Source organism: Comamonas sp. (assembly GCF_009360615.1).
In the GTDB taxonomy this organism is placed as follows: domain Bacteria; phylum Pseudomonadota; class Gammaproteobacteria; order Burkholderiales; family Burkholderiaceae_C; genus Comamonas.
The window spans coordinates 1-22,666 of the sequence record NZ_SPEY01000063.1; the positions used below are offsets into that span (position 1 = coordinate 1).

Sequence of the window (22,666 nt, forward strand, 5' to 3'; positions counted from 1 at the left end):
TGCCGCCCGGCTATCTGTGCTGCGGCTATCCCCAGCGCGGCTCGGGCCAGTTCGACAAGGCCGAGAAGATGATCACGGACAACCGTGTGCTCTTCCATCGTGTGGCGACCACGCTCAACTACCTGGACATCAAGACCGTGGTGGTGAGCTGCGGAACCTGCTTTGACCAGTTGCAGGGCTACCAGTTCGACAAGATCTTCCCCGGTTGCCGCATCATCGACATCCACGAATATCTGCTCGAGAAGGGCATCACGCTGCAGAACAATGGCGCCTATCTCTACCACGACCCCTGCCATACGCCCATGAAGCAGCAGGACCCGATGAAGACCGTCAAGGCCTTGATGGGCGACAACGTGCTCAAGAGCGAGCGCTGCTGTGGCGAGTCCGGCACGCTGGGCGTGACGCGCCCCGACATCTCCACGCAGATCCGCTTCCGCAAGACCGAAGAGATCCGCAAGGGCGAGGCTGCATTGCGCGACAGCGGTCAGCTGGGGGCCCAGGACAACGTCAAGATCCTGACGAGCTGCCCCAGCTGCCTGCAGGGCCTGAGTCGCTACGGCAACGACCTGAACAACGGTCTGCTCGAAGCCGACTACATCGTGGTCGAGATGGCGCGCGATATCCTGGGCGAGAACTGGATGGCGGAGTATGTCCAGCGCGCCAACCAGGGCGGTATCGAGCGCGTGCTGGTGTGATGTCCCCTGAGTCGCTTCGCGCCGGACGACGCCTTCGGCGCGGGGCGGCGCGGCCGGCATAGGCCCTTCCTCGATGTCCCTGGCCTGCGCTGGGGTCACATCGCAGTGATGTGGGTAAGAAGCATTGCAATGGAGATTTCGGATGTTGGTTGAAAATTGTCCCCTGTGCATTGCCGATGGCGGTGCGCTGGTCTGGCGCGGCGACAAGCTGCGCGTGATCCGGGCCGCCGAGCAGGGCTTTCCGGCCTTTTATCGCGTGGTCTGGAATGATCATGCCGCCGAGTTCTCGGATCTGAGCGCCACCGATCGCATGGTCTGCATGGATGTCGTGGCCCTGGTCGAGCGCGTGCTGCGCGAGCAACTGGCTCCGACCAAGATCAATCTGGCGGCGCTCGGTAACATGGTGGCGCATCTCCACTGGCATGTGATTGCGCGCTACGACTGGGACAGCCACTTTCCCGCTTCGGTCTGGGCTGGAGCCCAGCGCGAGCGCGATGAAGCCCGAGAAGCGGCGATTGCCCGCCAGCTGCCGCAGGTGGACGAGATGCTGCAAAAGGCACTGGCCCGCTGGGCTGCGTGATGTTTTCGTCTCCGTCGGGAGATCCAAAGGGCAGCTCCGGGCTGCCCTTTTATGCATTGATTAGGAGAAAACCATGGCAGGACTGCAAGCCAATACTCCCACCCCCCAGTCGCTGACCGTGCATGGTGCATCGCGCGTGCTGGAGGTCTCTTATTCGGACGGCAAGACTTTCCGGATTCCGTTCGAGCTGCTGCGCGTGTACTCGCCCTCGGCCGAAGTCCAGGGCCACGGTCCGGGCCAGGAGGTGCTGCAGACCGGCAAGCGCGATGTGGGCATCAGCACCATCGAGCCGGTGGGCAACTACGCCATCAAGCCCTTCTTCAGCGATGGGCACGAGAGCGGTCTGTACACCTGGGAATACCTCTACCAGCTGGGCAGCCAGCAGGATGCGCTGTGGCAGCAATATCTCCAGCGCCTGCAGGAGGCAGGGCTGGATCGCGACACGCCCATGCCCGAGAAGGGGGCCGGCGGCCATGGCTGCAGCGTGCATTGAGCATGGGTCCCGAGGGACTTGCACATCGGCCCCAAGCCGGCCGCAACGTCCCGCACACGCCACATCGTCCATGCTTGCGGCGCAGGGTTATTGAGGCTGGTGCTATATTTCCAATAGCTTGCAGCGCTTGCGTAATAAGCGTGCGAGGCGAATTCTTTCCAAAAACCATAGTGCTTCAAAGCCTGTAGCCATACGGGGTTGTCGCTGTACGCGCAAGCACTGCCTGCTTAGCATTCTTTGTTATGAGCTCCACACACTTCGGATTCCAGACTGTTGATGAAAGCGAGAAGGCATCGCGCGTACGCGGTGTGTTCGACTCCGTGGCTTCCAAGTACGACGTCATGAACGACGTGATGTCGGGTGGTCTGCACCGCGCATGGAAGGCGTACACGCTGATGGTGGCCAACCTCAAGGAAGGCGACAAGGCCCTGGATATCGCGGGCGGTACAGGGGATCTGTCCCTGGCTTTTTCCAAGAAGGTCGGAGCCAGCGGTCAGGTGGTGCACACCGACATCAATGAAGCCATGCTGCGCGTGGGGCGCGACCGTTTGACCGACAAGGGCGTGATCCTGCCCACCCTGGTCTGCGATGCGGAAAAGCTGCCGTTTGCCGACAACTATTTCGATCTGGTCAGCGTGGCCTTCGGTCTTCGCAACATGACGCACAAGGATGTCGCACTCAAGGAAATGAACCGCGTCCTGCGTCCGGGCGGCAAACTGCTGGTGCTGGAGTTCTCCAAGGTGGCCAAGCCTCTGGAGAAGGCCTATGACTGGTATTCGTTCAAGATTTTGCCGGCCATGGGCAGGATGATTGCCGGCGATGCCGAAAGCTATCGCTACCTGGCCGAGTCCATTCGCATGCATCCGGGACAGAAAGAACTCAAGGCCTTGATGCAGCAATGCGGCTTTGGCCATGTGGACTATCACAACATGACAGGAGGCGTCTGTGCCTTGCATGTGGGAATCAAGTGTTGAGCACGCCTTGTGTGCAGATTTGTAGCGACTTTCTAGAAGAAGGGAGATGAGATGAAGAAACTTTGGTCAATCGCCTTGGTGGCAATGCTGGTGGTGGCACATGGTCAGGCCGATGCCAAGCGTATGGGCGGTGGTTCATCGTTCGGCAAGCAGTCGGGCAACGTCACTCAGCGCGAAGCTTCTCGTGCTCCCGCTCAGAATACTCAGCAGGCTGGGCAGCAGAATGCGGCGCAGCAAAACCGTGCTGCCCCGCCTGCAACACCGGCGGCAGCCCCCAAGAAGCCCTGGGGTGCGATGCTGGGCGGCCTGGCCGCAGGCCTGGGCCTGGCCTGGCTGGCCAACTCCCTGGGCATGGGCGAGGCCTTTGCCAATATGCTGATGTTCGGTCTGCTGGCCATGGTGATCATGGTGGTGATCGGCATGATCATGCGCCGCCGCAAGCCTGCGCCTGCCATGCAGAGCAATCACAGCCCTTTCGCCTTTCAGGGTGCAGGCAATCTGGGCGGTGATGCCAACGCTCCCCAGGCACGCCAGTACAACCCTGAAAAAGTCGGCAACGACGCATCGGCTCGTCCTTGGGAGCAGAACCATATTCCCGAAGCTGCAGCGGCGGCCGGCGGCTCCATGATCGGATCTGCACTGTCTGGTTCGCAGAACTGGGGCGTGCCTGCGGATTTCGATGCGGAAGGCTTTCTCACTGCGGCCAAGCGCAACTTCGTGACGTTGCAGTCGGCCTGGGATCGTTCCGACATCACGACCCTGCGCTCCATGATGACGGACGAGATGCTCTCTGAAATCCGCAGCCAGTTGTCCGAACGCGAGACCCAGCGCGCGGGCGAGCCCAACCACACCGATGTGCTGATGATCGATGCGCAGTTGCTGGGTATCGAGGACCTGGGCAATGGCTACATGGCCAGCGTCGAGTTCTCCGGCATGATCCGCGAAGAGGCCTCGGCAGGCCCCAGTCCTTTCCGCGAAGTCTGGAACATGACCAAGCCCAAGAGTGGCGCCAGCGGCTGGCTGGTGGCTGGCGTGCAGGCGCTGCAATAAGCACTGCAGGCGGGGATTGATCGCGACCCATGCAAGGGGCTCCAAGCATGGGCCGCCCTGCAGCGATGGTGCCGTCCCCCTTGGGGGGAAGGCGCAAAGCGCCACAGGGGGGAATCAATTTCATGAATAATCGGGGACTATGGCAACACAGTCCCCTTTTTCTTTTCTGGGCGGTCTCGTCGAACGCGTGATGGCCGGCCCCCAAGCTCCCGAATGGCTGGTGAGTGAGATGCATCAGCGTCTGGTGCTTTTCCTCAACCATGTGCTCATGCAGGAAAAAGAGGCCAGTGATCGCCTCGTGCGCCAGAAAGGCCGTATTGCGCGCGTGCAATGGCGCCAGTACTCGGTCGCCTTGCTGGTCACCCCTGCCGGTCTGTTCGACCTGGCTCCAGCCGAAGCCGCGCCCGATCTCATGCTGGAAGTCACGGAGACCTCTGCGCTGTCGCTGGCCCAGACAGCCTTGCGTGGCGACAAGCCCAGCATCCGCATCGAAGGCGATGTGCAGTTTGCCGCCGAGATCAACTGGCTGGTGGACAACGTCAAGTGGGACGTGGAGGAGGATCTGGCCCGCCTGATTGGCGATGTGCCGGCCCATACCCTCGCCAAGGTGGCCCGCACGGCGGCTCAGGGGCTGCGACAGTTCGTCGGCGCACGCATGGGCGGCAAGCCGGCCTCCGCGGGCGATGTGGCCCATCCTGCCAGCACGGCACCCGTCGCAGCCATGCCCGGCGCCGATCACATACAGCCATGAGCCGCTTTCTGCGAGGCTGGGCCATCCTCTGGGTGGTGTTTCGTTATGGACTCGACGAGCTGGTGCTCTCCGGGATCCCGCATCCACGACTGCGCAGCCTGCGCGGCGTGCTGACCTTCGGCCGCAAGCTGGACAAGCCACGCGGCGTGCGCCTGCGCGAGGCGCTGGAAGAGCTGGGGCCGATCTTCGTGAAGTTCGGTCAGGTGCTGTCCACGCGCAGCGACCTGATGCCGCCCGATGTGGCCGAGGAGCTGGCCAAGCTGCAGGACCGCGTGCCTCCGTTCGATCCCCAGATCGCGGTGGACACCATCGAGCGATCCTTTCGCAAGCCGCTGGAGCAGATCTTCATCAGCTTCGAGCGCGAGCCGGTGGCCAGCGCCTCGATCGCACAGGTGCACTTTGCCCGGATTCGCGACAAGGCCGGCGTCGAGCACGATGTGGCCGTCAAGGTGCTGCGCCCGGGCATGAAGTCCGTGATCGACAAGGATCTGGCGCTGATGCACATGATGGCGAGCTGGCTGGAAAAGCTCTCCCGGGATGGCAAGCGTCTCAAGCCCAAGGAAGTGGTTGCCGAGTTCGACAACTACCTGCACGACGAGCTGGACCTGATCCGAGAGGCCTCCAATGCCGCGCAACTGCGCCGCAACATGGAGGGGCTGGACCTGGTGCTGATCCCCGAGATCCACTGGGATTACTGCCACACCGACGTGCTGGTGATGGAGCGCATGAAGGGCGTGCCCATCAGCCAGGTCGAGCGCTTGCGCGAAGCCGGCGTGGACATTCCCAAGCTGGCGCGCGATGGCGTGACCATCTTTTTTACCCAGGTGTTCCGCGACGGCTTCTTTCATGCCGACATGCACCCGGGCAACATCATGGTCAGCCTGGAGCCCGATACCTTCGGGCGCTATATCTCGCTGGACTTCGGCATCGTCGGCACGCTGACCGAGTTCGACAAGGAATACCTGGCGCAGAACTTCCTGGCGTTCTTCCGTCGTGACTACAAGCGCGTGGCCGCCTTGCACGTGGAAAGCGGCTGGGTGCCGGCCACGACGCGCGTCGAGGAGCTGGAAGCCGCCATTCGCGCCGTCTGCGAGCCTTACTTCGACCGGCCGCTTGCCGAAATCTCGCTGGGCATGGTGCTGATGCGCCTGTTCCAGACCTCTCGCCGTTTCCAGGTCGAGATCCAGCCCCAACTGGTGCTGCTGCAAAAGACGCTGCTCAACATCGAAGGCCTGGGGCGCCAGCTTGATCCCAACCTGGATCTCTGGAGCACGGCCAAGCCATTCCTCGAGAAATGGATGCTGGATCAGATGGGGCCGCAGCGACTGTGGCACGAGCTGCAGGCACAGGCACCGCGTTATGCCAAGATCCTGCCCGATATTCCGCGGGTGCTGCACCAGTATCTGTCCAGACATGGCACCGGCAAAGACAGCGAGGCTCTGCTCAAGGAGCTGCTGCAGCAGCAGAAAACGACCAATCGCTTGCTGCAGGCCATACTCTGCGGCGGCATCGGTTTCGTCATCGGTCTGGTGGTGCTGCAGGTTCTGCTGCGCATCCGCTTCTGAGCTATCCCCTTCTTTAGAGTTCGAGGAGTGCCAGCGTGCTGCTCTCATTGGTGATCGTCTACCTGTTCGTGACCATCGGCATTGGTCTGTGGGCCGCCAAACGTGTGAAAAACACGGCGGATTTCGCCATTGCCGGCCGTCATCTGCCGCTCTACATGATCATCACCACCACCTTTGCGACCTGGTTCGGGTCCGAGCTGGTGCTGGGCGTGCCTGCCAAGTTCATCGAAGGCGGACTGCATGCGCTGGTGGAAGATCCGTTCGGCGCGGGCATGTGCCTGATTCTGGTGGGGTGCTTTTTCGCCGCCAAGCTCTACCGCATGAATCTGCTGACCATCAGCGACTATTACCGCTCGCGCTACGGCCGGGCTATCGAGGTGGTCTGCTCGCTGATCATCATGCTCAGCTATCTGGGCTGGGTCTCGGCCCAGGTCACGGCACTGGGTCTGGTGTTCAACCTGCTCTCGGGCGGTGCCGTCAGCATTCCCATGGGCATGACGATCGGCGTGCTCTCCGTGCTGGTCTACACGCTGTTCGGAGGCATGTGGTCTGTGGCCGTGACGGATTTCGTGCAGATGATCATTCTGGTGGCCGGCCTGCTGATTCTGGCCATTTTTGCCGGCGACATGGCGGGCGGTGCGGGCAAGGTGGTCGATCTGGCCACCAGCCGGGACCTCTTCAAGTTTCTCCCCGAGCCTTCGCTGCATGAAATCGTTTTCTTCATCGGCGCTGCCGTGACCATGATGCTCGGCTCGATTCCGCAGCAGGACATCTTTCAGCGCGTGATGTCTGCGGACACCGAAAAGTCGGCCGTGCGCGGCACCATCATCGGCGGTGCCTGCTATGTGATCTTTGCCTTCGTGCCCATGTTCCTGGTGGCCAGTGCGCTCATCATCATGCCCGCCGAAGCCACGGCACTGCTGGCCGATGATCCGCAGAAGGTGCTGCCCACCCTGGTGATGGACAAGATGCCGTTCGCCATGCAGGTGCTGTTCTTCGGTGCGCTGCTCTCGGCCATCAAGTCCTGCGCGTCGGCCACCTTGCTGGCTCCCAGCGTGACCTTCACCGAGAACATCTGGCGCCAGTTCCGTCCCTATACCTCGGACAAGGACAATCTTCGGACCATGCGCGTCAGCGTCCTGGTGTTTGCGGCCTGCGTGCTGGCCTATTCGATCGTCATGCAAGGCACGCCCATCTATGAGCTGGTCGCCAGCGCCTATCAGGTGCCGCTGGTGGGGGCCTTCGTGCCGCTGGTGTTCGGTCTGTACTGGAAGCGTGCCACCACCCAGGGCGCGATCAGCGCCGTGGCGCTGGGCATCGGTGTGTGGCTGGCCTTCATGGTCACGCCCGCGCTGAGGCAGGCTTTTCCACAGCAACTCGCTGGTCTTTTGGCAGCGGTCGCCGGCATGCTCGCCGGATCGCTGCTGCCCCAGTGGCTCCGCAACCATCACCGTGAAACCGAGTCCTTTGCAGGGATCCGGGATTGACAGGGCAAACCGGCAGCGCCGGGGCTTGCTTGCGCAGCGCAGCAAAACCAGGGGCGGCGCCTATAATTGAGGGTTTTTGCACTTTCCCCGTTTTTAGCGCTATGCCTATCTATGCATACAAGTGTGGCTCCTGCGGCCACGCCAAGGATGTGCTGCAGAAAATCTCGGACGCGCCGCTGACCGTGTGCCCAGCCTGCGGGGCCGAGGCCTTTTCCAAGCAGCTCACCGCTCCGGGCTTTCAGCTCAAGGGTTCTGGCTGGTATGCCACGGACTTCAAGAACAGCGGCAGCAAGCCGGCTGCAAGCACCTCATCGTCCAGTGACAGTGCCGCTGCGCCTGCAGCTGCTGCAGCCCCTGCTCCCGCCAATTCCTGAGGCTTACCCACACTATGTCTGCATTGCGCAAGTGGCTGATTGCCGGTTTGCTGGTCATCGTTCCCCTGGTGATCACGCTGGGCGTGCTCAACTGGATCATCGGAACGCTGGATCAGACGCTGGCCATTCTTCCCGAAGCCTGGCAGCCCGACCGATTGCTGGGCATGCATATTCCGGGCTTTGGCGTTATCCTGACCCTGCTGATTCTGCTGATCGTGGGCGGCATTGCCAGCAATTTCATCGGCCGCAAGCTGGTGGGTTGGGGGGATGCACTGGTACGCCGCATTCCTGTGGTGCGCTCCATCTATTCCAGCGTCAAGCAGGTCTCGGACACCGTGTTCTCCGACAGCGGCAACGCTTTTCGCACGGCGGTGCTGGTGCAGTGGCCGCGCGAGGGCGTATGGACCGTGGCTTTCGTCACAGGCCAGCCCAGCGGCGAGGTGGCGGCCCTGCTGCGCGACGAGTATGTCAGCGTCTTTGTGCCCACCACGCCCAACCCCACCGGGGGGTATTTCGTGCTGGTGCGCAAGAGCGAATGCATCGAGCTGGAGATGAGCGTGGATGCGGCGCTCAAATACATTGTTTCGATGGGCGTGGTGGCTCCGCCAGACCTCGCCCTGATCGAAGAATCCAAACAAACAACCTTGTCGCACCCCTAAGGTGCAGGAAGAATTTTCATGGCAATGCGTTCTCAATACTGCGGTCTGGTGACCGAAGCCCAAATGGGCGAAACCGTGACCCTGTGCGGCTGGGTGAACCGCCGCCGTGACCATGGTGGCGTGATCTTCATCGACCTGCGCGACCGCGAAGGCTATGTGCAGGTGGTCTGCGATCCCGACCGCGCCGAGATGTTCAAGGTGGCCGAAGACGTGCGCAACGAGTTCTGCGTGCAGGTCAAGGGTGTGGTGCGTGCGCGTCCCGCCGGCACTACCAACGACAAGCTCAAGAGCGGCCAGATCGAAGTGCTGTGCCATGAGCTGAACGTCCTCAATGCGTCCGTCACGCCTCCTTTCCAGCTGGACGACGACAATCTGTCGGAAACCGTGCGCCTCACGAATCGCGTGATGGATCTGCGCCGTCCCGTGATGCAGCGCAATATGATGCTGCGCTACAAGACCGCCATCCAGGTGCGCAACTTCCTCGACAAGGAAGGCTTCATCGACATCGAGACTCCCATGCTGGGCAAGTCCACGCCCGAAGGCGCCCGCGACTATCTCGTGCCCTCGCGTGTGCATGATGGCGAGTTCTTCGCGCTGCCCCAGTCGCCCCAGCTGTACAAGCAGATGCTGATGGTCTCGGGTTTCGACCGCTACTACCAGATCACCAAGTGCTTCCGCGACGAAGACCTGCGTGCTGACCGCCAGCCCGAATTCACGCAGATCGACTGCGAAACTTCGTTCCTGAACGAAGAGGAAATCCGTGCCATCTTCCAGCGCATGATCAAGGAAGTGTTCCAGACCCAGCTGAACGTGGATCTGGGCGAGTTCCCCATCATGACCTACCAGGATGCGGCCTTCCGCTTCGGTTCGGACAAGCCCGACCTGCGCGTCAAGCTCGAGTTCACCGAGCTGACCGACATCATGGGCGACGTGGACTTCAAGGTCTTCTCCACCCCCGCCACCACCAAGGGCGGCCGTGTCGTGGCCCTGCGCGTGCCCGGCGGCGCTGCCATCTCGCGCGGCGAGATCGACGGCTACACCGAGTTCGTCAAGATCTACGGTGCCAAGGGCCTGGCATGGATCAAGGTCAACGACGCTAGCATTGGTGCTGGTGACGATCCGGAGAAGCGTTGGCCTGGTCTGCAGTCGCCCATCGTCAAGAACCTGCATGATGCTGCCTTGACCGAAATCATCAAGCGCACGGGGGCTCAAAGCGGCGATCTGCTGTTCTTCGGTGCAGACAAGGAAAAGATCGTCAACGATTCCATCGGTGCGCTGCGCCTGAAGGTCGGCCACAGCGAATTCGGCAAGAAGAACGGCCTGTTCGAAGACAAGTGGGCACCTCTGTGGGTGGTGGACTTCCCCATGTTCGAGCATGACGAGGAATCCGGCCGCTGGGTGGCCGTGCACCATCCCTTCACCTCGCCCAAGGACGGCCACGAGGAACTCATGGCCACCGACCCCGGCAAGTGCATCGCCAAGGCCTATGACATGGTCTTGAACGGCTGGGAGCTGGGCGGCGGCTCGGTGCGTATCCACCGCGCCGACGTGCAGGCCAAGGTCTTCGAAGCCCTGAACATCACGCCCGAACAGCAACGTGCCAAGTTCGGCTACCTGCTGGACGCGCTGCAGTACGGCGCACCTCCCCACGGCGGCCTGGCCTTCGGCCTGGATCGTCTGATCACGCTGATGACCGGCTCCGACTCCATCCGCGACGTGATTGCCTTCCCCAAGACACAGCGCGCCCAGGATCTGCTGACCCAGGCTCCTTCGCCCGTGGATGAGAAGCAGCTGCGCGAGCTGCACATCAAGCTGCGCAATCCCGTGGTGGTCACCTCCGAAGCTTGATGACCCAGCTCCCCGTGAACAGCGCCGAGCGCTGTTCACACCCGGCGCCAGTTCGCAAAAGCGGCTGGCGCTTTTTTATTGCGGTGAAGTTCGGAGCCGCCGGCGCATATTCATAGTGAAATTCAGGTGGCTTCTGGCGTGAGATCAAGGCTTGGAAAGCGAGGGCAGCTATAAATATTGATGGCCATCAAGCAGCAGGGCGACTCTGGCTGATGCCATCCTGGCCGCGCTAATATGGGGTGATGGAAGTCAGGCCCTACAAGATTCCGCAGTCCGTGCTGGTCGTGATCTACCGTGAAAACGGCCAGGTGCTGCTGCTGCGCCGCAGCATTGCCGCGCCAGAGGGCGAACCTTTCTGGCAATCCGTCACGGGCAGCAAGGACAGTCCGGACGAGGACTGGCGTGAAACCGCTGTACGCGAGGTGCGCGAGGAAACCGGCATCGACGCGCTGGCACCGGACTGTTGCCTGACGGACTGGGAACTCGAGAACGTCTACGCGATCTATCCACAATGGCTGCATCGCTACGCGCCGGGCGTCAGCCACAACCAGGAGCGTGTTTTCGGCCTCCGTGTGCCCCTGGGCATGAGCGTGCACTTGAACCCCAGGGAGCACACCGCATATGCCTGGCATGATTGGCGTGAAGCAGCCCGGCGCTGCTTTTCTTCTTCCAACGCAGAAGCCATTTTGCTGTTGCCGCGCTTCGAGCCGGCGCTGGCCGAGCGCCGGTGCGGGCAACAGCCTTGAAATCATCAGTGCCTATGTCTGAAGTTCAGTTGTTTACGCCGCCAGAGCCGCAGATCCTGCGTGTGGCCACCTACAACATTCACAAGGGGGTGCAGGGCCTGGGCCCGGCAAGGCGGCTGGAAATTCACAATCTGGGACTCGCGGTGGAGCAGCTCGATGCAGACATCGTCTGCCTGCAGGAAGTGCGCAAGATGAACCGCAAGGAGGAGCAGTACTTCGACCGCTGGCCCGCTGTGCCGCAGGCCGAGTACCTGGCTCCGGAAGGCTATGAGTCCGTTTATCTGACCAATGCCTACACCCGGGACGGGGAGCACGGCAATGCCCTGCTCAGCCGCTGGCCGGTGATCGGCTACCAGCACGAGGACATCTCGGACCACCGCTTCGAGCAGCGCGGCCTGCTGCATGTGGAGCTGGACATCCACGGCAGGCGCGTGCATTCCATCGTCGTCCACCTGGGCCTGATTCCGGGTAGCCGCGTTCGCCAGATTGCACTGCTGCAGCGTTTCATCGAGCGTGAGGTGCCGCCCAATGCGCCGCTGGTGGTGGCAGGCGATTTCAACGACTGGGGCAATCAGATCAAGCGCATGCTGGCGGGCTTCGGCCTGTTCGAGTACGAAGAGACGCAGGGCATACTGACCTATCCCTCGCGGCTGCCGATTGCGCAGCTTGACCATATCTATGTGCGCGGCCTGACGCCGCTGGGGCTGCAGGTACCCAAGGGGCGCATCTGGTGGCGCATGTCGGACCACCTGCCGCTGATTGCGGAGTTCAGGCTGTAGCAGCCCTGGGCCCGGCCCTGTGCCTTCCCCTTTCTCGCCATCTCTGGCTCCGGGTGCAGGCTGATTGAGTGATTGCTCCTGAAACAATAGCTTCCGACGCCTTGTGAATCTGCCTCTGGATGCCAAATCCTTTGTAGCTTCGGGAAGTTGATTCACTGGTACCATCCTTGGATGTTCAGAGATCTCGCCGATATGAAAAAAGACAACCAGGCCGAAGGTACGCCCGTCTCGGTCAAGATCCGCGAGCGGCTGCAGGCGGCAAACAAGCGTTTTCACGCCAACGACAATATTTCCGAATTCATCGAGCCCGGCGAGCTGGAGAAAATGCTGGACGAGGTGCAGGAGAAGATGCAGGGCGTGCTCGATTCCATGGTGATCGACACCGTGCACGACCACAACACCCGTGCCACGGCCCGCCGCGTGGCCAAGATGTATTTGAACGAGGTCTTCCGTGGCCGCTATGTGGCCCAGCCCGCGATCACCGAATTCCCCAATGCCGAGCACCTGAACGAGCTGATGATCGTCGGCCCGATCACCGTGCGCAGTGCCTGCAGCCACCACCTGTGCCCCGTGATCGGCAAGATCTGGATCGGCGTGCTGCCCAACAAGAACACCAATGTGATCGGCCTGTCCAAGTACGCGCGTCTGGTGGACTGGATCATGGGCCGTCCGCAGATTCAGGAAGAAGCCATCATCCAGCTGGCCGATCTGATCATGGACAAGACCCGTCCCGACGGACTGGCCGTGGTCATGGAAGCCTCGCATTTCTGCATGTCCTGGCGCGGCGTGCGCGAGATGGACTCCAAGATGCTGAACTCCGTCATGCGCGGTGCCTTCCTCACCAACTCCGAACTGCGCCGCGAATTCCTCTCGCTCATAGCAGCCCGAAAATAAATGATCCCCCTGTGGCGCTTCGCGCCTTCCCCCAGGGGGGGACGACGCCTTTGCTGCGGGTCAGCCCTTGCTTGGCGCCCCTCGCATGTGATGCGCCAGTCACATCACGCACTGGCCATACCTGGCCAGATGAGCGACTGAATTTTTCTTTTCAAAAGGCTGCGCATCGCGCGGCCTTTTGCATTTCCGGCTCCCATGTCCCTGCAAGCGTTCACTCTCATCATCCTGGCCGGCCTGATTCATTCGGGCTGGAACATCGTGGCCAAGAAGGCCGGCGGAGACGCCCGCTTTTCGCTCTACACCGCCATCTGCAACGCCGTCATCTGGCTGCCGCTGGGCTGGTGGCTGGGCAAGGATGTGGTGCCTGGCTGGGGCTGGATGGAGTGGGCATTCGTCACCGCCAGCGCCGTGCTGCATGTGGCTTATTTCATAGTGCTGCTGCGCGGCTATCGCGTGGCCGACCTGACGGTGGTCTATCCGCTGGCGCGCGGCAGCGGGCCGCTGATCTCCTCGCTGGTGGCCGTGATCTTTCTCGGCGAGCAGATCTCCACGCTGGGTGCTGCCGGCATTGCGGGCGTGGTGCTGGGCGTGTTTCTGATCGCGGGCGGCCCGCGCATGATTGTTGCCATCCGCGAGGGGCAGGATCTGGAGGCGCGCCAGCGCGTGCTGTCCGGTCTCTACTACGGCCTGCTGACGGGGCTGTTCATTGCCAGCTACACGGTGGTGGACAGCTATGCCGTCAAGATGCTGATGATGTCGCCGATTCTGTTGGACTATATGGGCAATCTGATCCGGCTGGTGATTCTGGCGCCGCTGGCCGCCCGGGACTGGCCCGAGACCAAGCGCCTGTGGCGTCTGCAGTGGCGCTATGCGGCCGTGGTGGCGTTTTTCAGTCCCATTGCCTATGTGCTGGTGCTGTATGCGGTGCAAAGCGCGCCCATCTCCCATGTCGCGCCTGCGCGCGAGGTGTCCATGCTGTTCGCGGCCCTGATCGGCGGCAGGCTGCTGGGCGAGGGCGACCGGGCCTTGCGCATCGCCGGCGCCATCATGATCGCTCTGGGCGTGACCGCTCTGGGGCTGGGTTGAAATGGGCGGATGCATCGAATCGGCCTGCAGCCTTTGCCGATGGATCGCAAGCCGCTGTTTTTTTGAAGAGACCTGACAATGCCGACCTGGGAAGTCCTGATCACATTCTTTGGCGTGGCCCTGCTGCTGGGCCTGAGCCCCGGCCCCGACAATCTGTTTGTGCTGGTGCAATCGGCCCAGCGCGGCTGGCGCGTGGGGCTGTGCGTGGTGGCAGGCCTGTGTCTGGGCATTGTCGGGCACACGGCGGCGGTGGCACTGGGCCTGGCGGCCGTGGTGGCCGCTTCGCCCATGCTGTTCACGGTGCTCAAGCTCTGCGGTGCTGCCTATCTGGCCTATCTGGCCTGGGGAGCCTGGCGTGCGCCCGTGCATGTCGAGGAAACTGCCAGGGCGCAGACCGAGCGCGATGTGCTGAGCTTGAGAGCTGCCATGCGCTGGATGGGCCGCGGTGTGCTCATGAACCTCACCAATCCCAAGGTGCTGATCTTCTTTCTGGCCTTCCTGCCCCAGTTCACCGACCCGGCTCGCGGCAGCGTCGCGCTTCAGGTCATGGTGCTGGGCTGCGTGTTCATGCTGGCGGCCTGGCTGGTGTTCGGCTCCATCGCCTGTTTCTCGGGTCTGTTCGGCCAGCTGCTGCAGCGCTCCGCCAGCGCCCAGCGCTGGCTCAACCGCATTGCCGCCACCGTCTTCGGCGCGCTGGCGCTGCGCCTGGTGATGGTGCAGAGGTAGCGAGGGACAGGGCCTAGCGATGCTGGTGGCGAAACTCCTGCGTTTTTCCTCCGTATCCATAGGCCGCGGCACGCGCATCGATCAGATGCACATAGGAGACCTCGTGCAGCCTGGGCAGCAAGCCCGCCATGGTCTGGTGAACGGCCTCCAGATAGAGCGCTTTTTCCGCCTTGGTATTGGTTTCGTCGGTGATGCTGATGCCCAGGTAGAACGAGCTATGGCCGGTTTCGGCCAGCGTGCGGCCGTCGATCCACCATGCATCGGCAGGCACATACCGAATGGAAATGGCGATGAGCTCGGGCTGCTTGTGCAGGATGTCCCGGGTCAGGCGCGCAATCTGCGAGCTGACTTCGCGGCCGAGCTGGGCATCGGCTTGTCCCGATAGCTGGATGTCGATATGTGGCATGGCATTGTCCCTGGATGGGTTGGTGAAGACAGCCTCATTCTGTGGATGCTCTATCCATTTGAAAAACGGAAAGATATGATTGATACCTGCGGTTTTTCCGATGGATAGAGCATGCCCTCTCTCGAAATTTCCCAGTTGAGAACCCTGATTGCGGTGAGCGAGGCCGGCAGCCTGACCGCGGCCGCACCCCGGTTGTTTCTGTCCCAATCTGCGGTCAGCGAACAGATCAGGAAACTGGAGGACTGTGTGGGTCAGCAGCTGCTGCTGCGCGGCAAGGCCGGTGTGACGCCGACCGGCAGCGGTCTGCAGTTGCTCGAGCATGCCCGCCGCATCACAGCCATGGCCGACGAGGCGCTCCTGGACTTGCGTGGAGAGTCTCTGCGCGGACGGATCCGTCTGGCGGTGACGGACTATTTCAAGCCCGGCCTGTTGGCGCGGATGCTGAAGCAGCTGGCGCATATCCATCCTGGCGTACGCATGGAGGTAAGCGTGTTGCGCAGCGCCGAAGTGCACGTTGCCGTGTCATCAGGCCGCAGCGATCTCGGCCTGGTGATGTCACTGGACAGCGCACAGACGCAGCTGCAGCCCATGGGCTCCAGCGAGGCGCTGGTGTGGGCCAGTGCGCCGGGCTGGCAGCAGGCAGGGCCGCTGCCGCTGCTGGTGCTGCCGCAGAGTTGCGCCTTGCATCAGCTGGCAATCCGGGAGCTGGAAAAGCGGGCCATTGCGTATGAGATCGCGCATCAGGCTTCGGGCGTTGCAGGCCTGCAATCGGCCATCGCGGCAGGCCTGGGGGTGGCCTGCATCAATGCCTCGGCGCTGGGAGAGGGTGTGGTGCCGGCGCCGGCGAGGCTGAACCTGCCCGGCCTGCCCCCGGTCTGGTTTGGATTGCTCCCGGCGAAAGGCCAGGAGCCGGAGCTGCTGGCGCAGGTGCGCACGCTGCTCCTGCAGCAGTGGTCGTTCTGAGCCAGAGAGAGCCCGGCGCATCCGGTGCTAACCCCAGGACAGTGCCGAGAGATCGTTCACGAACACCGGCATGTCCTTCCACAGCCCGCGCAGTTTCTTGTTCGCCACGGTCACCCACTGTGGAGTGTAGAGAAAGCCATGTACCGCATCGTGGGCCAGCAGGCGCTGGGCATCGCCAAGCAGGCGTGCGCGATCGGCAGGGCGCGGTGTGCTCTTGATCTTGTCGAACAGCTCGTTGAACTCCCTGGACTGGTAGCCCCAGTAGTAGTCGGGCTTGGCGAAGTTGCCCAGATCGAAAGGCTCGACATGCGAAATGATGGTCAGGTCGTAGTTCTTGTTGGTGTAGGTCCCCGACAGCCATTGCGCCCACTCCACGTTTTGCAGCTTGAGCCGGATGCCGATCTTGGCCAGCTGGGCCGCAATCAGCTCGCCGCCCTGGCGCGCATAGGGAGCGGGTGGCAGCGTCATGGTCAGCGTCAACGGCGTCTTGATGCCGGCTTCGGCCATCAGTGCCTTGGCTTTTTCCAGATCGAACGGGTTTACGCCCGTGGTATCCACATAGCCAAAGGCCGTGGGCACGTAGTAGCTGCCGATGGGCACGCCATAGCCGTCGGCGGCGCCGGCAATCACGGCCTTGCGGTCGATGGCGGCGGCAATGGCTCGGCGCACGCGGATATCGTTCAAGGGCTTGCGCGCATTGTTGATGGCCAGGATGGTCTTGGCGCGCGAGTTGCTCACCACCACCTGAAAGCGGGCATTGGTCTTGAACTGGGCCACGCTGCGCGGGGACACGCGCGGGAAGGCATCGACATCGCCGGCCAGCAGGGCTGCAACCTGCGCCGCAGGGTCGGGGATGAAGCGGAACACGGCGCGCTGGATGCGGATGCCCTGTGCCGAGCGGTACCCGGGCCAGGCGGTCAGCGTGACCGATGCTCCCCTGGCCCAGGCCGCCAGCTGGTAGGGGCCGGTGCCCACGGGCTTGGTGGCATTGGTGGCGGCACTCTTGGGCTCGACGATGATGGATGTGGCCTGCCCCATCATGAACAGAAAGTCGGGGTCGATCTCCTGGTTGCTCAGCACCACCGTGTGCTCGTCGACAACCTTGGTGACCAGGTTGACAAAGGTGCGCTTGTCCTTGTTGGTGCTCTTGTCGGCCGCTGCACGGTCGAACGAGAATTTGACAGCGCTGGCATTGAAGGGCTCGCCGTTCTGGAATTTCACGTCCTTGCGGAGGCGGAAAGTGTAGGTCTTGAGGTCGGGGGAGACTTCCCAGCTTTCGGCCAGCAGTGGCGAGACACTGCCGTCGGCATTGATCTTGGTCAGGGTCTCGAACACGTTGTAGAGCACGACTTCGGCAATCGAAGAGGCGGCTCCGGCGGTGGGGTCGAGTCCAGGCGGCTCCAGCGTCATGGCCAGCGTGACACTGTCTTTCCTGGCCTGGGCGAGAGCTGGCCAGACGGCAAACAAGGGCAAGCTGGCAGCCGAGCTGGCCAGCAAGGAGCGGCGATTGAGCATCAACAAAGTCTCCGATGGGGGCAGGCCGCAGGGGCCTGTGAAAGCGCTGCAAGTCATCGCGGGGAGCGGACTTGTTTCCTATGCGTTTTTACACCAGCCGCAAGCGTCTTTGCGGCCGACACGGGCATATCGCTGCTGTGCGCGAGAGCAATGCCGAGCCGGGCTGGCTCACAGAATGCGCGGAGCAGCCCTGACCAGGGTCTGGGTGTAGGGGTGAGCGGGCGCGGAGAAGAGCTGGCGCGGCGTGCCGCGCTCCACCACCAGGCCCTGATGGAGCACCAGGACCTGATCGCAGACATGCTGGACCACGGCCAGATCATGGCTGATGAACAGATAGGACAGGCCCAGTTCGCGTTGCAAGTCCTGCATGAGATTGAGCACCTGGGCCTGTACGGAGACATCGAGCGCACTGACCGGCTCGTCGGCCACGATCAGCCGGGGGCGGGTGATCAGTGCGCGGGCAATCGCAATGCGCTGGCGCTGGCCGCCGGAGAACTCATGCGGATATTTGTCGGCATCCTGCGCGCGCAGGCCCACCTGTTCCAGCACCTCCAGTACCTGGAGACGCTGCGCCTCGCGGCCGGGTTTCTCGTTCAGGGTTGCCAGCGGCTCGCTGACGGTGCGCTCCACCGTCATGCGCGGGTCCAGCGATCCATAGGGATCCTGAAACACCATCTGGAAGTCGCGCCGCGCGGTGCGCAGCTCCCGCTCGCTCAGCTGATGGAGATCGCGGCCCAGCAGCTCCACCGTGCCTGCGCTGGGACGATCCAGTGCCATGACCAGGCGTGCCAGCGTGGATTTTCCCGAGCCCGATTCGCCGACCACGCCCAGGCTCTGTCCCGCCAGCAACTCAAAGCTCACGCCGCGCAGCGCCCGCAGCGGCTCCGGCCGGTGCCACAGCGAAGTGCGAGGACGCGCATAGGCTCGCTCCAGGTCGCTGACCCTCAAAAGCCATTCGCTGGCGGCTCCTGTCGCCCCGGCAGTGCCTTGCCTGCTCATGCCTTGGCTCCTGCCGCCAGTACCGACTCATACAGACAGCGCGCCACATGGGGCTGGCGCCAGAATGCCAGAGAGGCCGGTGCCGCCATGCTGGGCTGGTGCAGGGTGCGGGCCGGGGGCGGCTGCACATAGCAATCGCCCAGGGTGTGGGGGCAGCGGCCTGCAAACGGGCAGCCTGCCGGCAGATCCACGAGCTCCGGTACCGCCCCGGCGATGGTGGGCAGACGCCCTGCAGCAGGCGCGGCCTGGAGCTGTGGTCTGGCGGCAAACAGGCCGCGCGTGTAGGGGTGGGCGCGCCCGGCGAACACCGCTTCCGTCATGCCGGACTCGACCACGGTGCCGCCGTACATGACCAGCAACTGCTCCACATTCTGGGCAATCACCCCCAGGTCATGGCTGATGAGCACCAGGGCCATGGAATGCTCGGCCACCAGTTCCTGCAGCAGATCCAGAATGCGCTGCTGCACCGTCACGTCAAGGGCGGTGGTGGGTTCGTCCGCCACCAGCAGATCGGGCCCGCAGGCCAGGGCCATGGCAATCATGATGCGCTGGCGCTGGCCACCAGAGAACTGGTGCGGGTAGTCGTCGAGCCGCTGTGCGGCCTGTGGGATGCCCACGCGCTCGAGCAGCTCCGTGGCGCGGGCGCGGGCCTGGGCGCGGCTCATTCCCTGATGCAGGCGCAGCGGCTCTGCCACCTGGCGGCCGATGCTGTGCACGGGGTTGAGGGCGCTCATGGGCTCCTGAAACACCATGGCCATGCGGTTGCCGCGCAGCGCACAGAGCTGGTGCTCGCTCAGACCCAGCAGTTCCCGGCCGTCCAGCCGGATGCTGCCTTCCAGCTGGGCATGCTCGGGCAGCAGTCCCATCAGCGCCAGTGCCGTCAGCGATTTGCCGCAGCCCGATTCGCCGATCAGGCCCAGTGTGGCGCCGCGCTCCAGCGAGAAGGACACGTCGCGCACGGCCTGGGCCCGTCCGCGCTGGGTTTGCAGATGGATGGAGAGGTGGGAGACTTCTAGCAAAGCCATGGTGAATCAGCGCTCGCGTGTCAGTCGGGGGTCCAGCAGGTCGCGCAGACCGTCGCCCAGCAGGTTCAGGCCCAGGACCGAGAGGGCGATGGCCACGCCGGGCCAGACGGCCAGCAGCGGTGCCTGGAACATCAGGGTCTGGGCTTCGCTGAGCATGCGCCCCCAGGAGGGCTCGGGCGGCTGCGTGCCCAGGCCAAGATAGGACAGGGCGGCCTCGGCCAGAATGGCCAGTGCGAACTGGATGGTGGCCTGCACGACCAGCACCGAGGCAATATTGGGCAGCACATGGCGCAAGGTGATGGCCGTGCGGCTTTGCCCGCAGGCGCGAGCCGCCATCACATAATCGCGCGACCAGACGGCATTGGCCGAGGCGCGGGTGATGCGCGCAAATGTGGGAATGTTGAAGATGCCGATGGCAATGATGGCATTGACCATGCCCGGCCCGTAGACGGCCGTGAGCATGATGGCCGACAGCAAGGCCGGAAAGGCGAAGGTGAAATCCGCCAGCCGCATGATGATTTCCTCGATCCAGCCGCGGCGTGCGGCAGCGACCAGACCCAGCAGCACGCCCAGCGCCAGTCCTATGCCCACGGCAATCAGGCCCACCGCAATCGAGGCGCGCGCGCCGACCAAAATCTGCGAGGCCAGGTCGCGTCCGAAGGCGTCGGTGCCCAGCCAGTGCCGGCTGCTGCTGGCCTGCAGGGCGGCGTCCATGTCCATCTCGTAGGCCGAGCCCGGCGTCCAGACAAAAGACAGCAGTGCGGCGGCAATCAGCAAGGCCGTGAGCAAGGCACCGAGCACAAAGCTGCGGTGCTGCCGGGCGCGCTGGCCAAGGCCGAGCGGCTTCGTGCGCGAGTAGGCGCGTGTCGGGTAGTCGGGCACGCGAAAGCGGGTATCGGTCTGCCTGCTCATAGGTCGCTGGCTTTGAGGCGGGGGTCGATGGCGGCATAGAGCACATCGACGACAAAATTCACCACCACCACCATGGCCGCCAGCAGCAGCACGCAGTTGCGCACCACGATCACGTCGCGGTTGGAGATGGATTGAAAGATCAGCCGGCCCAGGCCCGGCAGATAGAACACGTTCTCCACCACGATGGTGCCGGCCAGCAGATTGGCGAACTGCAGGCCCATGACGGTGACGACGGGAATCATGGCGTTGCGCAGCACATGGCGCCAGAGCGCCGCGCCGCGTGACAGTCCCTTGGCGCGGGCGGTGCGCACAAAGTCCTCGCGCAGCACTTCCAGCACCGCAGAGCGCGTGATGCGCGCCAGGATGGCCGACTGCACCACGGCCAGCGACACGGCAGGCAGCAGCAGTGCCTGCAGCGCGGGCAGCAGGCCGCCACCGGCTTCCTCGCTCCAGCCCGGAAAGCCGCCGGCCGAGAACCATTGCAGCTTGACCGAAAACAGCAGGATCAGAAGAATCGCAAACCAGAAATTGGGAATCGCAATGCCGATCTGGGCCAGGCCCATCAGGCCCACATCGCCCCAGCGCTTGTGGTTGGCTGCGGCCAGCACGCCCGCCGCAATGGCCAGCACGGCGGTGATGCACATGGCCATGACGGCCAGCGGTACGGTCACCGCAAGGCGCTCCCAGACCAGCTCGGTCACGGCGGAGCCATAGGCATAGCTGTTGCCCATATCGCCCTGCAGCAGGCCGCTGATCCACTGCCAGTAGCGCGTCAGCGCGGGTTGGTCCAGGCCCAGCTGCTGCGTCATGGCGGCCACGGCCTCGGGCTCGGCATCGGGGCCCATGAGCATCTGGGCGGCATTGCCGGGCAGGACTTCCAGCACGGCAAACACCACGATGGAGGCGCCGATCAAGGTGGCAATCAGCGTGAGCAGGCGTTTGAGCAAGAAGATGCTCATGGCGTGAGGCGTTGTTTCATCGTGAAGTGGGCGCAGGCGGCGTGTGCGTGCTGCGCAGCATAGCGGCCATTGTGCCGCTTCCTGGAGGTGCAGGCTTTGTCCCGGATGCAGCCATGTCTTGGGGAGCTTGGGATAATGTGGGCCGATACCGAGAACTGCACAGGAGCTGGCACATGGCATTGATGATTACCGATGAATGCATCAACTGTGATGTGTGCGAGCCCGAGTGCCCTAACGATGCCATCTATATGGGCGAAGCGTTCTACGAAATCGACCCGCACAAGTGCACCGAGTGCGTGGGCCATTTTGACGAGCCGCAGTGCGTGCAGATCTGCCCTGTGGCCTGCATACCTGTGAACCCCGAATACATCGAAAGCCATGAAGTGCTGTTCAGAAAATATGAGCAGCTTACGCAGGCCAAGAAAGAAAGTTAAGGCTTTTAAGTTCTTAATTCTTTGTATATAAAGAGAAATTAGCTCCTGATTCAGGAGCTAATTTTCATTCTGCCCCAGGTTCAGACTTCGCCACCAGCAGGCTGGGCGGCATCGGGCGCCGGCTTGCGGGCAGGCTTGGGGCGTGGGGTCTTGGTCGTGTGAATGGCGAGAGTGGCCTTGTCCATCTGGCCGGCGACCATCTCGGGCCATGCCTTGAGAGAATGTGCGATGGCGTCTTGGATCTGCGTGAGCTGGTCCGGGGCCGGTTTCTTGAGAACCCAGTTGGCCACCTCGCCCTTGTGGCCGGGGTGTCCTATGCCCACGCGCAGGCGCCAGTAATTGGGCGAGCCCAGCTGGGCGTGGATATCGCGCAAGCCGTTGTGGCCGCCGTGGCTGCCGCCGAGCTTGAGCTTGACCACGCCGGGTTCGAAGTCCAGTTCGTCGTGCACGACCAGGATTTCCTCGGGCTGGATCTTGAAGAATCGCGCCAGTGCACCGACCGACTTGCCCGAGAGATTCATGAAGGTCTGCGGCTCCAGCAGCCAGACGCTCTGCCCTTGGATGCTGGTTCGGGCCATCAGTCCCCAGTAGCTGCGCTCGGGAACCAGGGTGACCTTGAGTTCGCGCGCCAGCGCATCGATCCACCAGAACCCGGCATTGTGCCGGGTGTCTTCATATTCAGGGCCAGGATTGCCGAGGCCGACAAACAGTTTGATCATTGCTCGATTATCTTCTTGCCCGCAGGG

Annotated in this window: 25 protein-coding genes; 18 read left to right on the plus strand and 7 right to left on the minus strand. The window is 62.9% G+C overall.

The window, feature by feature from the left end:
- From E2583_RS16805 to E2583_RS16880, 16 genes are all read left to right on the plus strand, one after another.
- The coding region (locus E2583_RS16805) for a (Fe-S)-binding protein (protein ID WP_291597363.1) at positions 1–695 on the plus strand (695 nt) is incomplete at its 5' end.
- 142 nt (positions 696–837) lie between these two features.
- Positions 838–1,275 (plus strand): HIT family protein, encoded by a 438-nt coding sequence (locus E2583_RS16810; protein WP_291597364.1) that lies wholly within the window; start codon positions 838–840, stop codon positions 1,273–1,275.
- A 73-nt stretch (positions 1,276–1,348) separates the two neighbouring features.
- Positions 1,349–1,768 (plus strand): DUF971 domain-containing protein, encoded by a 420-nt coding sequence (locus E2583_RS16815; RefSeq protein WP_291597365.1) that lies wholly within the window; start codon positions 1,349–1,351, stop codon positions 1,766–1,768.
- Between the two features lie 242 nt (positions 1,769–2,010).
- A complete protein-coding gene (gene ubiE, locus E2583_RS16820) occupies positions 2,011–2,742 on the plus strand; it encodes a bifunctional demethylmenaquinone methyltransferase/2-methoxy-6-polyprenyl-1,4-benzoquinol methylase UbiE (RefSeq protein WP_291597366.1) in 732 nt (243 codons plus the stop codon).
- A gap of 51 nt (positions 2,743–2,793) precedes the next feature.
- Complete coding sequence (locus tag E2583_RS16825; RefSeq protein WP_291597367.1) at positions 2,794–3,792, plus strand: Tim44 domain-containing protein; 999 nt, start codon at positions 2,794–2,796, stop codon at positions 3,790–3,792.
- A 139-nt stretch (positions 3,793–3,931) separates the two neighbouring features.
- Positions 3,932–4,543 carry a hypothetical protein gene (locus E2583_RS16830; RefSeq protein WP_291597368.1) on the plus strand — a complete coding sequence of 204 codons (612 nt, stop codon included), beginning with the start codon at positions 3,932–3,934 and terminating at the stop codon, positions 4,541–4,543.
- Positions 4,540–6,108: a ubiquinone biosynthesis regulatory protein kinase UbiB gene (gene ubiB, locus E2583_RS16835; RefSeq protein WP_291597369.1), complete on the plus strand. Its 1,569-nt coding sequence runs from the start codon at positions 4,540–4,542 to the stop codon at positions 6,106–6,108. The genes E2583_RS16830 and ubiB overlap by 4 nt, the downstream gene beginning before the upstream one ends.
- Positions 6,109–6,143: 35 nt before the next feature.
- Positions 6,144–7,595: a sodium:solute symporter family protein gene (locus E2583_RS16840; protein ID WP_291597370.1), complete on the plus strand. Its 1,452-nt coding sequence runs from the start codon at positions 6,144–6,146 to the stop codon at positions 7,593–7,595.
- Positions 7,596–7,696: 101 nt separating this feature from the next.
- Positions 7,697–7,969: an FmdB family zinc ribbon protein gene (locus tag E2583_RS16845; protein WP_003058474.1), complete on the plus strand. Its 273-nt coding sequence runs from the start codon at positions 7,697–7,699 to the stop codon at positions 7,967–7,969.
- 14 nt (positions 7,970–7,983) lie between these two features.
- Positions 7,984–8,628 carry a DUF502 domain-containing protein gene (locus tag E2583_RS16850; RefSeq protein WP_291597371.1) on the plus strand — a complete coding sequence of 215 codons (645 nt, stop codon included), beginning with the start codon at positions 7,984–7,986 and terminating at the stop codon, positions 8,626–8,628.
- 18 nt (positions 8,629–8,646) lie between these two features.
- Positions 8,647–10,476, plus strand: a complete 1,830-nt coding sequence (aspS, locus tag E2583_RS16855; RefSeq protein WP_291597372.1) for an aspartate--tRNA ligase — start codon at positions 8,647–8,649, stop codon at positions 10,474–10,476.
- A 242-nt stretch (positions 10,477–10,718) separates the two neighbouring features.
- Entirely contained in the window at positions 10,719–11,222 is a 504-nt protein-coding gene (gene nudB, locus E2583_RS16860) for a dihydroneopterin triphosphate diphosphatase (RefSeq protein WP_291597373.1), read from the plus strand.
- Between the two features lie 14 nt (positions 11,223–11,236).
- Complete coding sequence (locus tag E2583_RS16865; RefSeq protein WP_291597374.1) at positions 11,237–12,001, plus strand: endonuclease/exonuclease/phosphatase family protein; 765 nt, start codon at positions 11,237–11,239, stop codon at positions 11,999–12,001.
- Positions 12,002–12,172: 171 nt separating this feature from the next.
- Positions 12,173–12,895 (plus strand): GTP cyclohydrolase I, encoded by a 723-nt coding sequence (gene folE, locus E2583_RS16870; protein ID WP_003058469.1) that lies wholly within the window; start codon positions 12,173–12,175, stop codon positions 12,893–12,895.
- Between the two features lie 195 nt (positions 12,896–13,090).
- Positions 13,091–13,981, plus strand: a complete 891-nt coding sequence (locus tag E2583_RS16875; protein ID WP_043370942.1) for a DMT family transporter — start codon at positions 13,091–13,093, stop codon at positions 13,979–13,981.
- Between the two features lie 78 nt (positions 13,982–14,059).
- Positions 14,060–14,707: a LysE family translocator gene (locus E2583_RS16880; protein ID WP_291597375.1), complete on the plus strand. Its 648-nt coding sequence runs from the start codon at positions 14,060–14,062 to the stop codon at positions 14,705–14,707.
- Positions 14,708–14,720: 13 nt separating this feature from the next.
- On the opposite strand, the gene E2583_RS16885 is transcribed toward E2583_RS16880, so the two are convergent.
- Positions 14,721–15,113, minus strand: a complete 393-nt coding sequence (locus E2583_RS16885; RefSeq protein WP_291597376.1) for a 4-oxalocrotonate tautomerase — start codon at positions 15,111–15,113, stop codon at positions 14,721–14,723.
- 111 nt (positions 15,114–15,224) lie between these two features.
- Here E2583_RS16885 and E2583_RS16890 point away from each other — a divergent pair, with 111 nt between their 5' ends.
- Positions 15,225–16,076 (plus strand): LysR family transcriptional regulator, encoded by an 852-nt coding sequence (locus E2583_RS16890; protein WP_291597377.1) that lies wholly within the window; start codon positions 15,225–15,227, stop codon positions 16,074–16,076.
- Between the two features lie 27 nt (positions 16,077–16,103).
- On the opposite strand, the gene E2583_RS16895 is transcribed toward E2583_RS16890, so the two are convergent.
- The 5 genes from E2583_RS16895 to E2583_RS16915 all read right to left on the minus strand — a co-directional run bounded on the left by E2583_RS16895 (position 16,104) and on the right by E2583_RS16915 (position 21,486).
- Positions 16,104–17,591 carry an ABC transporter substrate-binding protein gene (locus E2583_RS16895; RefSeq protein WP_291597378.1) on the minus strand — a complete coding sequence of 496 codons (1,488 nt, stop codon included), beginning with the start codon at positions 17,589–17,591 and terminating at the stop codon, positions 16,104–16,106.
- A 168-nt stretch (positions 17,592–17,759) separates the two neighbouring features.
- Positions 17,760–18,590: an ATP-binding cassette domain-containing protein gene (locus E2583_RS16900; RefSeq protein WP_291597379.1), complete on the minus strand. Its 831-nt coding sequence runs from the start codon at positions 18,588–18,590 to the stop codon at positions 17,760–17,762.
- Entirely contained in the window at positions 18,587–19,615 is a 1,029-nt protein-coding gene (locus E2583_RS16905; RefSeq protein WP_291597380.1) for an ABC transporter ATP-binding protein, read from the minus strand. Before E2583_RS16905 ends, E2583_RS16900 begins: the two co-directional genes overlap by 4 nt.
- A gap of 6 nt (positions 19,616–19,621) precedes the next feature.
- Positions 19,622–20,527 (minus strand): ABC transporter permease, encoded by a 906-nt coding sequence (locus E2583_RS16910; RefSeq protein ID WP_291597381.1) that lies wholly within the window; start codon positions 20,525–20,527, stop codon positions 19,622–19,624.
- Entirely contained in the window at positions 20,524–21,486 is a 963-nt protein-coding gene (locus E2583_RS16915; RefSeq protein ID WP_003058458.1) for an ABC transporter permease, read from the minus strand. Before E2583_RS16915 ends, E2583_RS16910 begins: the two co-directional genes overlap by 4 nt.
- Positions 21,487–21,659: 173 nt before the next feature.
- Here E2583_RS16915 and E2583_RS16920 point away from each other — a divergent pair, with 173 nt between their 5' ends.
- Complete coding sequence (locus E2583_RS16920; RefSeq protein WP_291597382.1) at positions 21,660–21,920, plus strand: YfhL family 4Fe-4S dicluster ferredoxin; 261 nt, start codon at positions 21,660–21,662, stop codon at positions 21,918–21,920.
- A gap of 80 nt (positions 21,921–22,000) precedes the next feature.
- Here E2583_RS16920 and pth read toward each other — a convergent pair whose 3' ends face one another.
- Entirely contained in the window at positions 22,001–22,639 is a 639-nt protein-coding gene (gene pth, locus E2583_RS16925) for an aminoacyl-tRNA hydrolase (protein WP_291597383.1), read from the minus strand.
- Positions 22,640–22,666 lie beyond the last annotated feature (27 nt).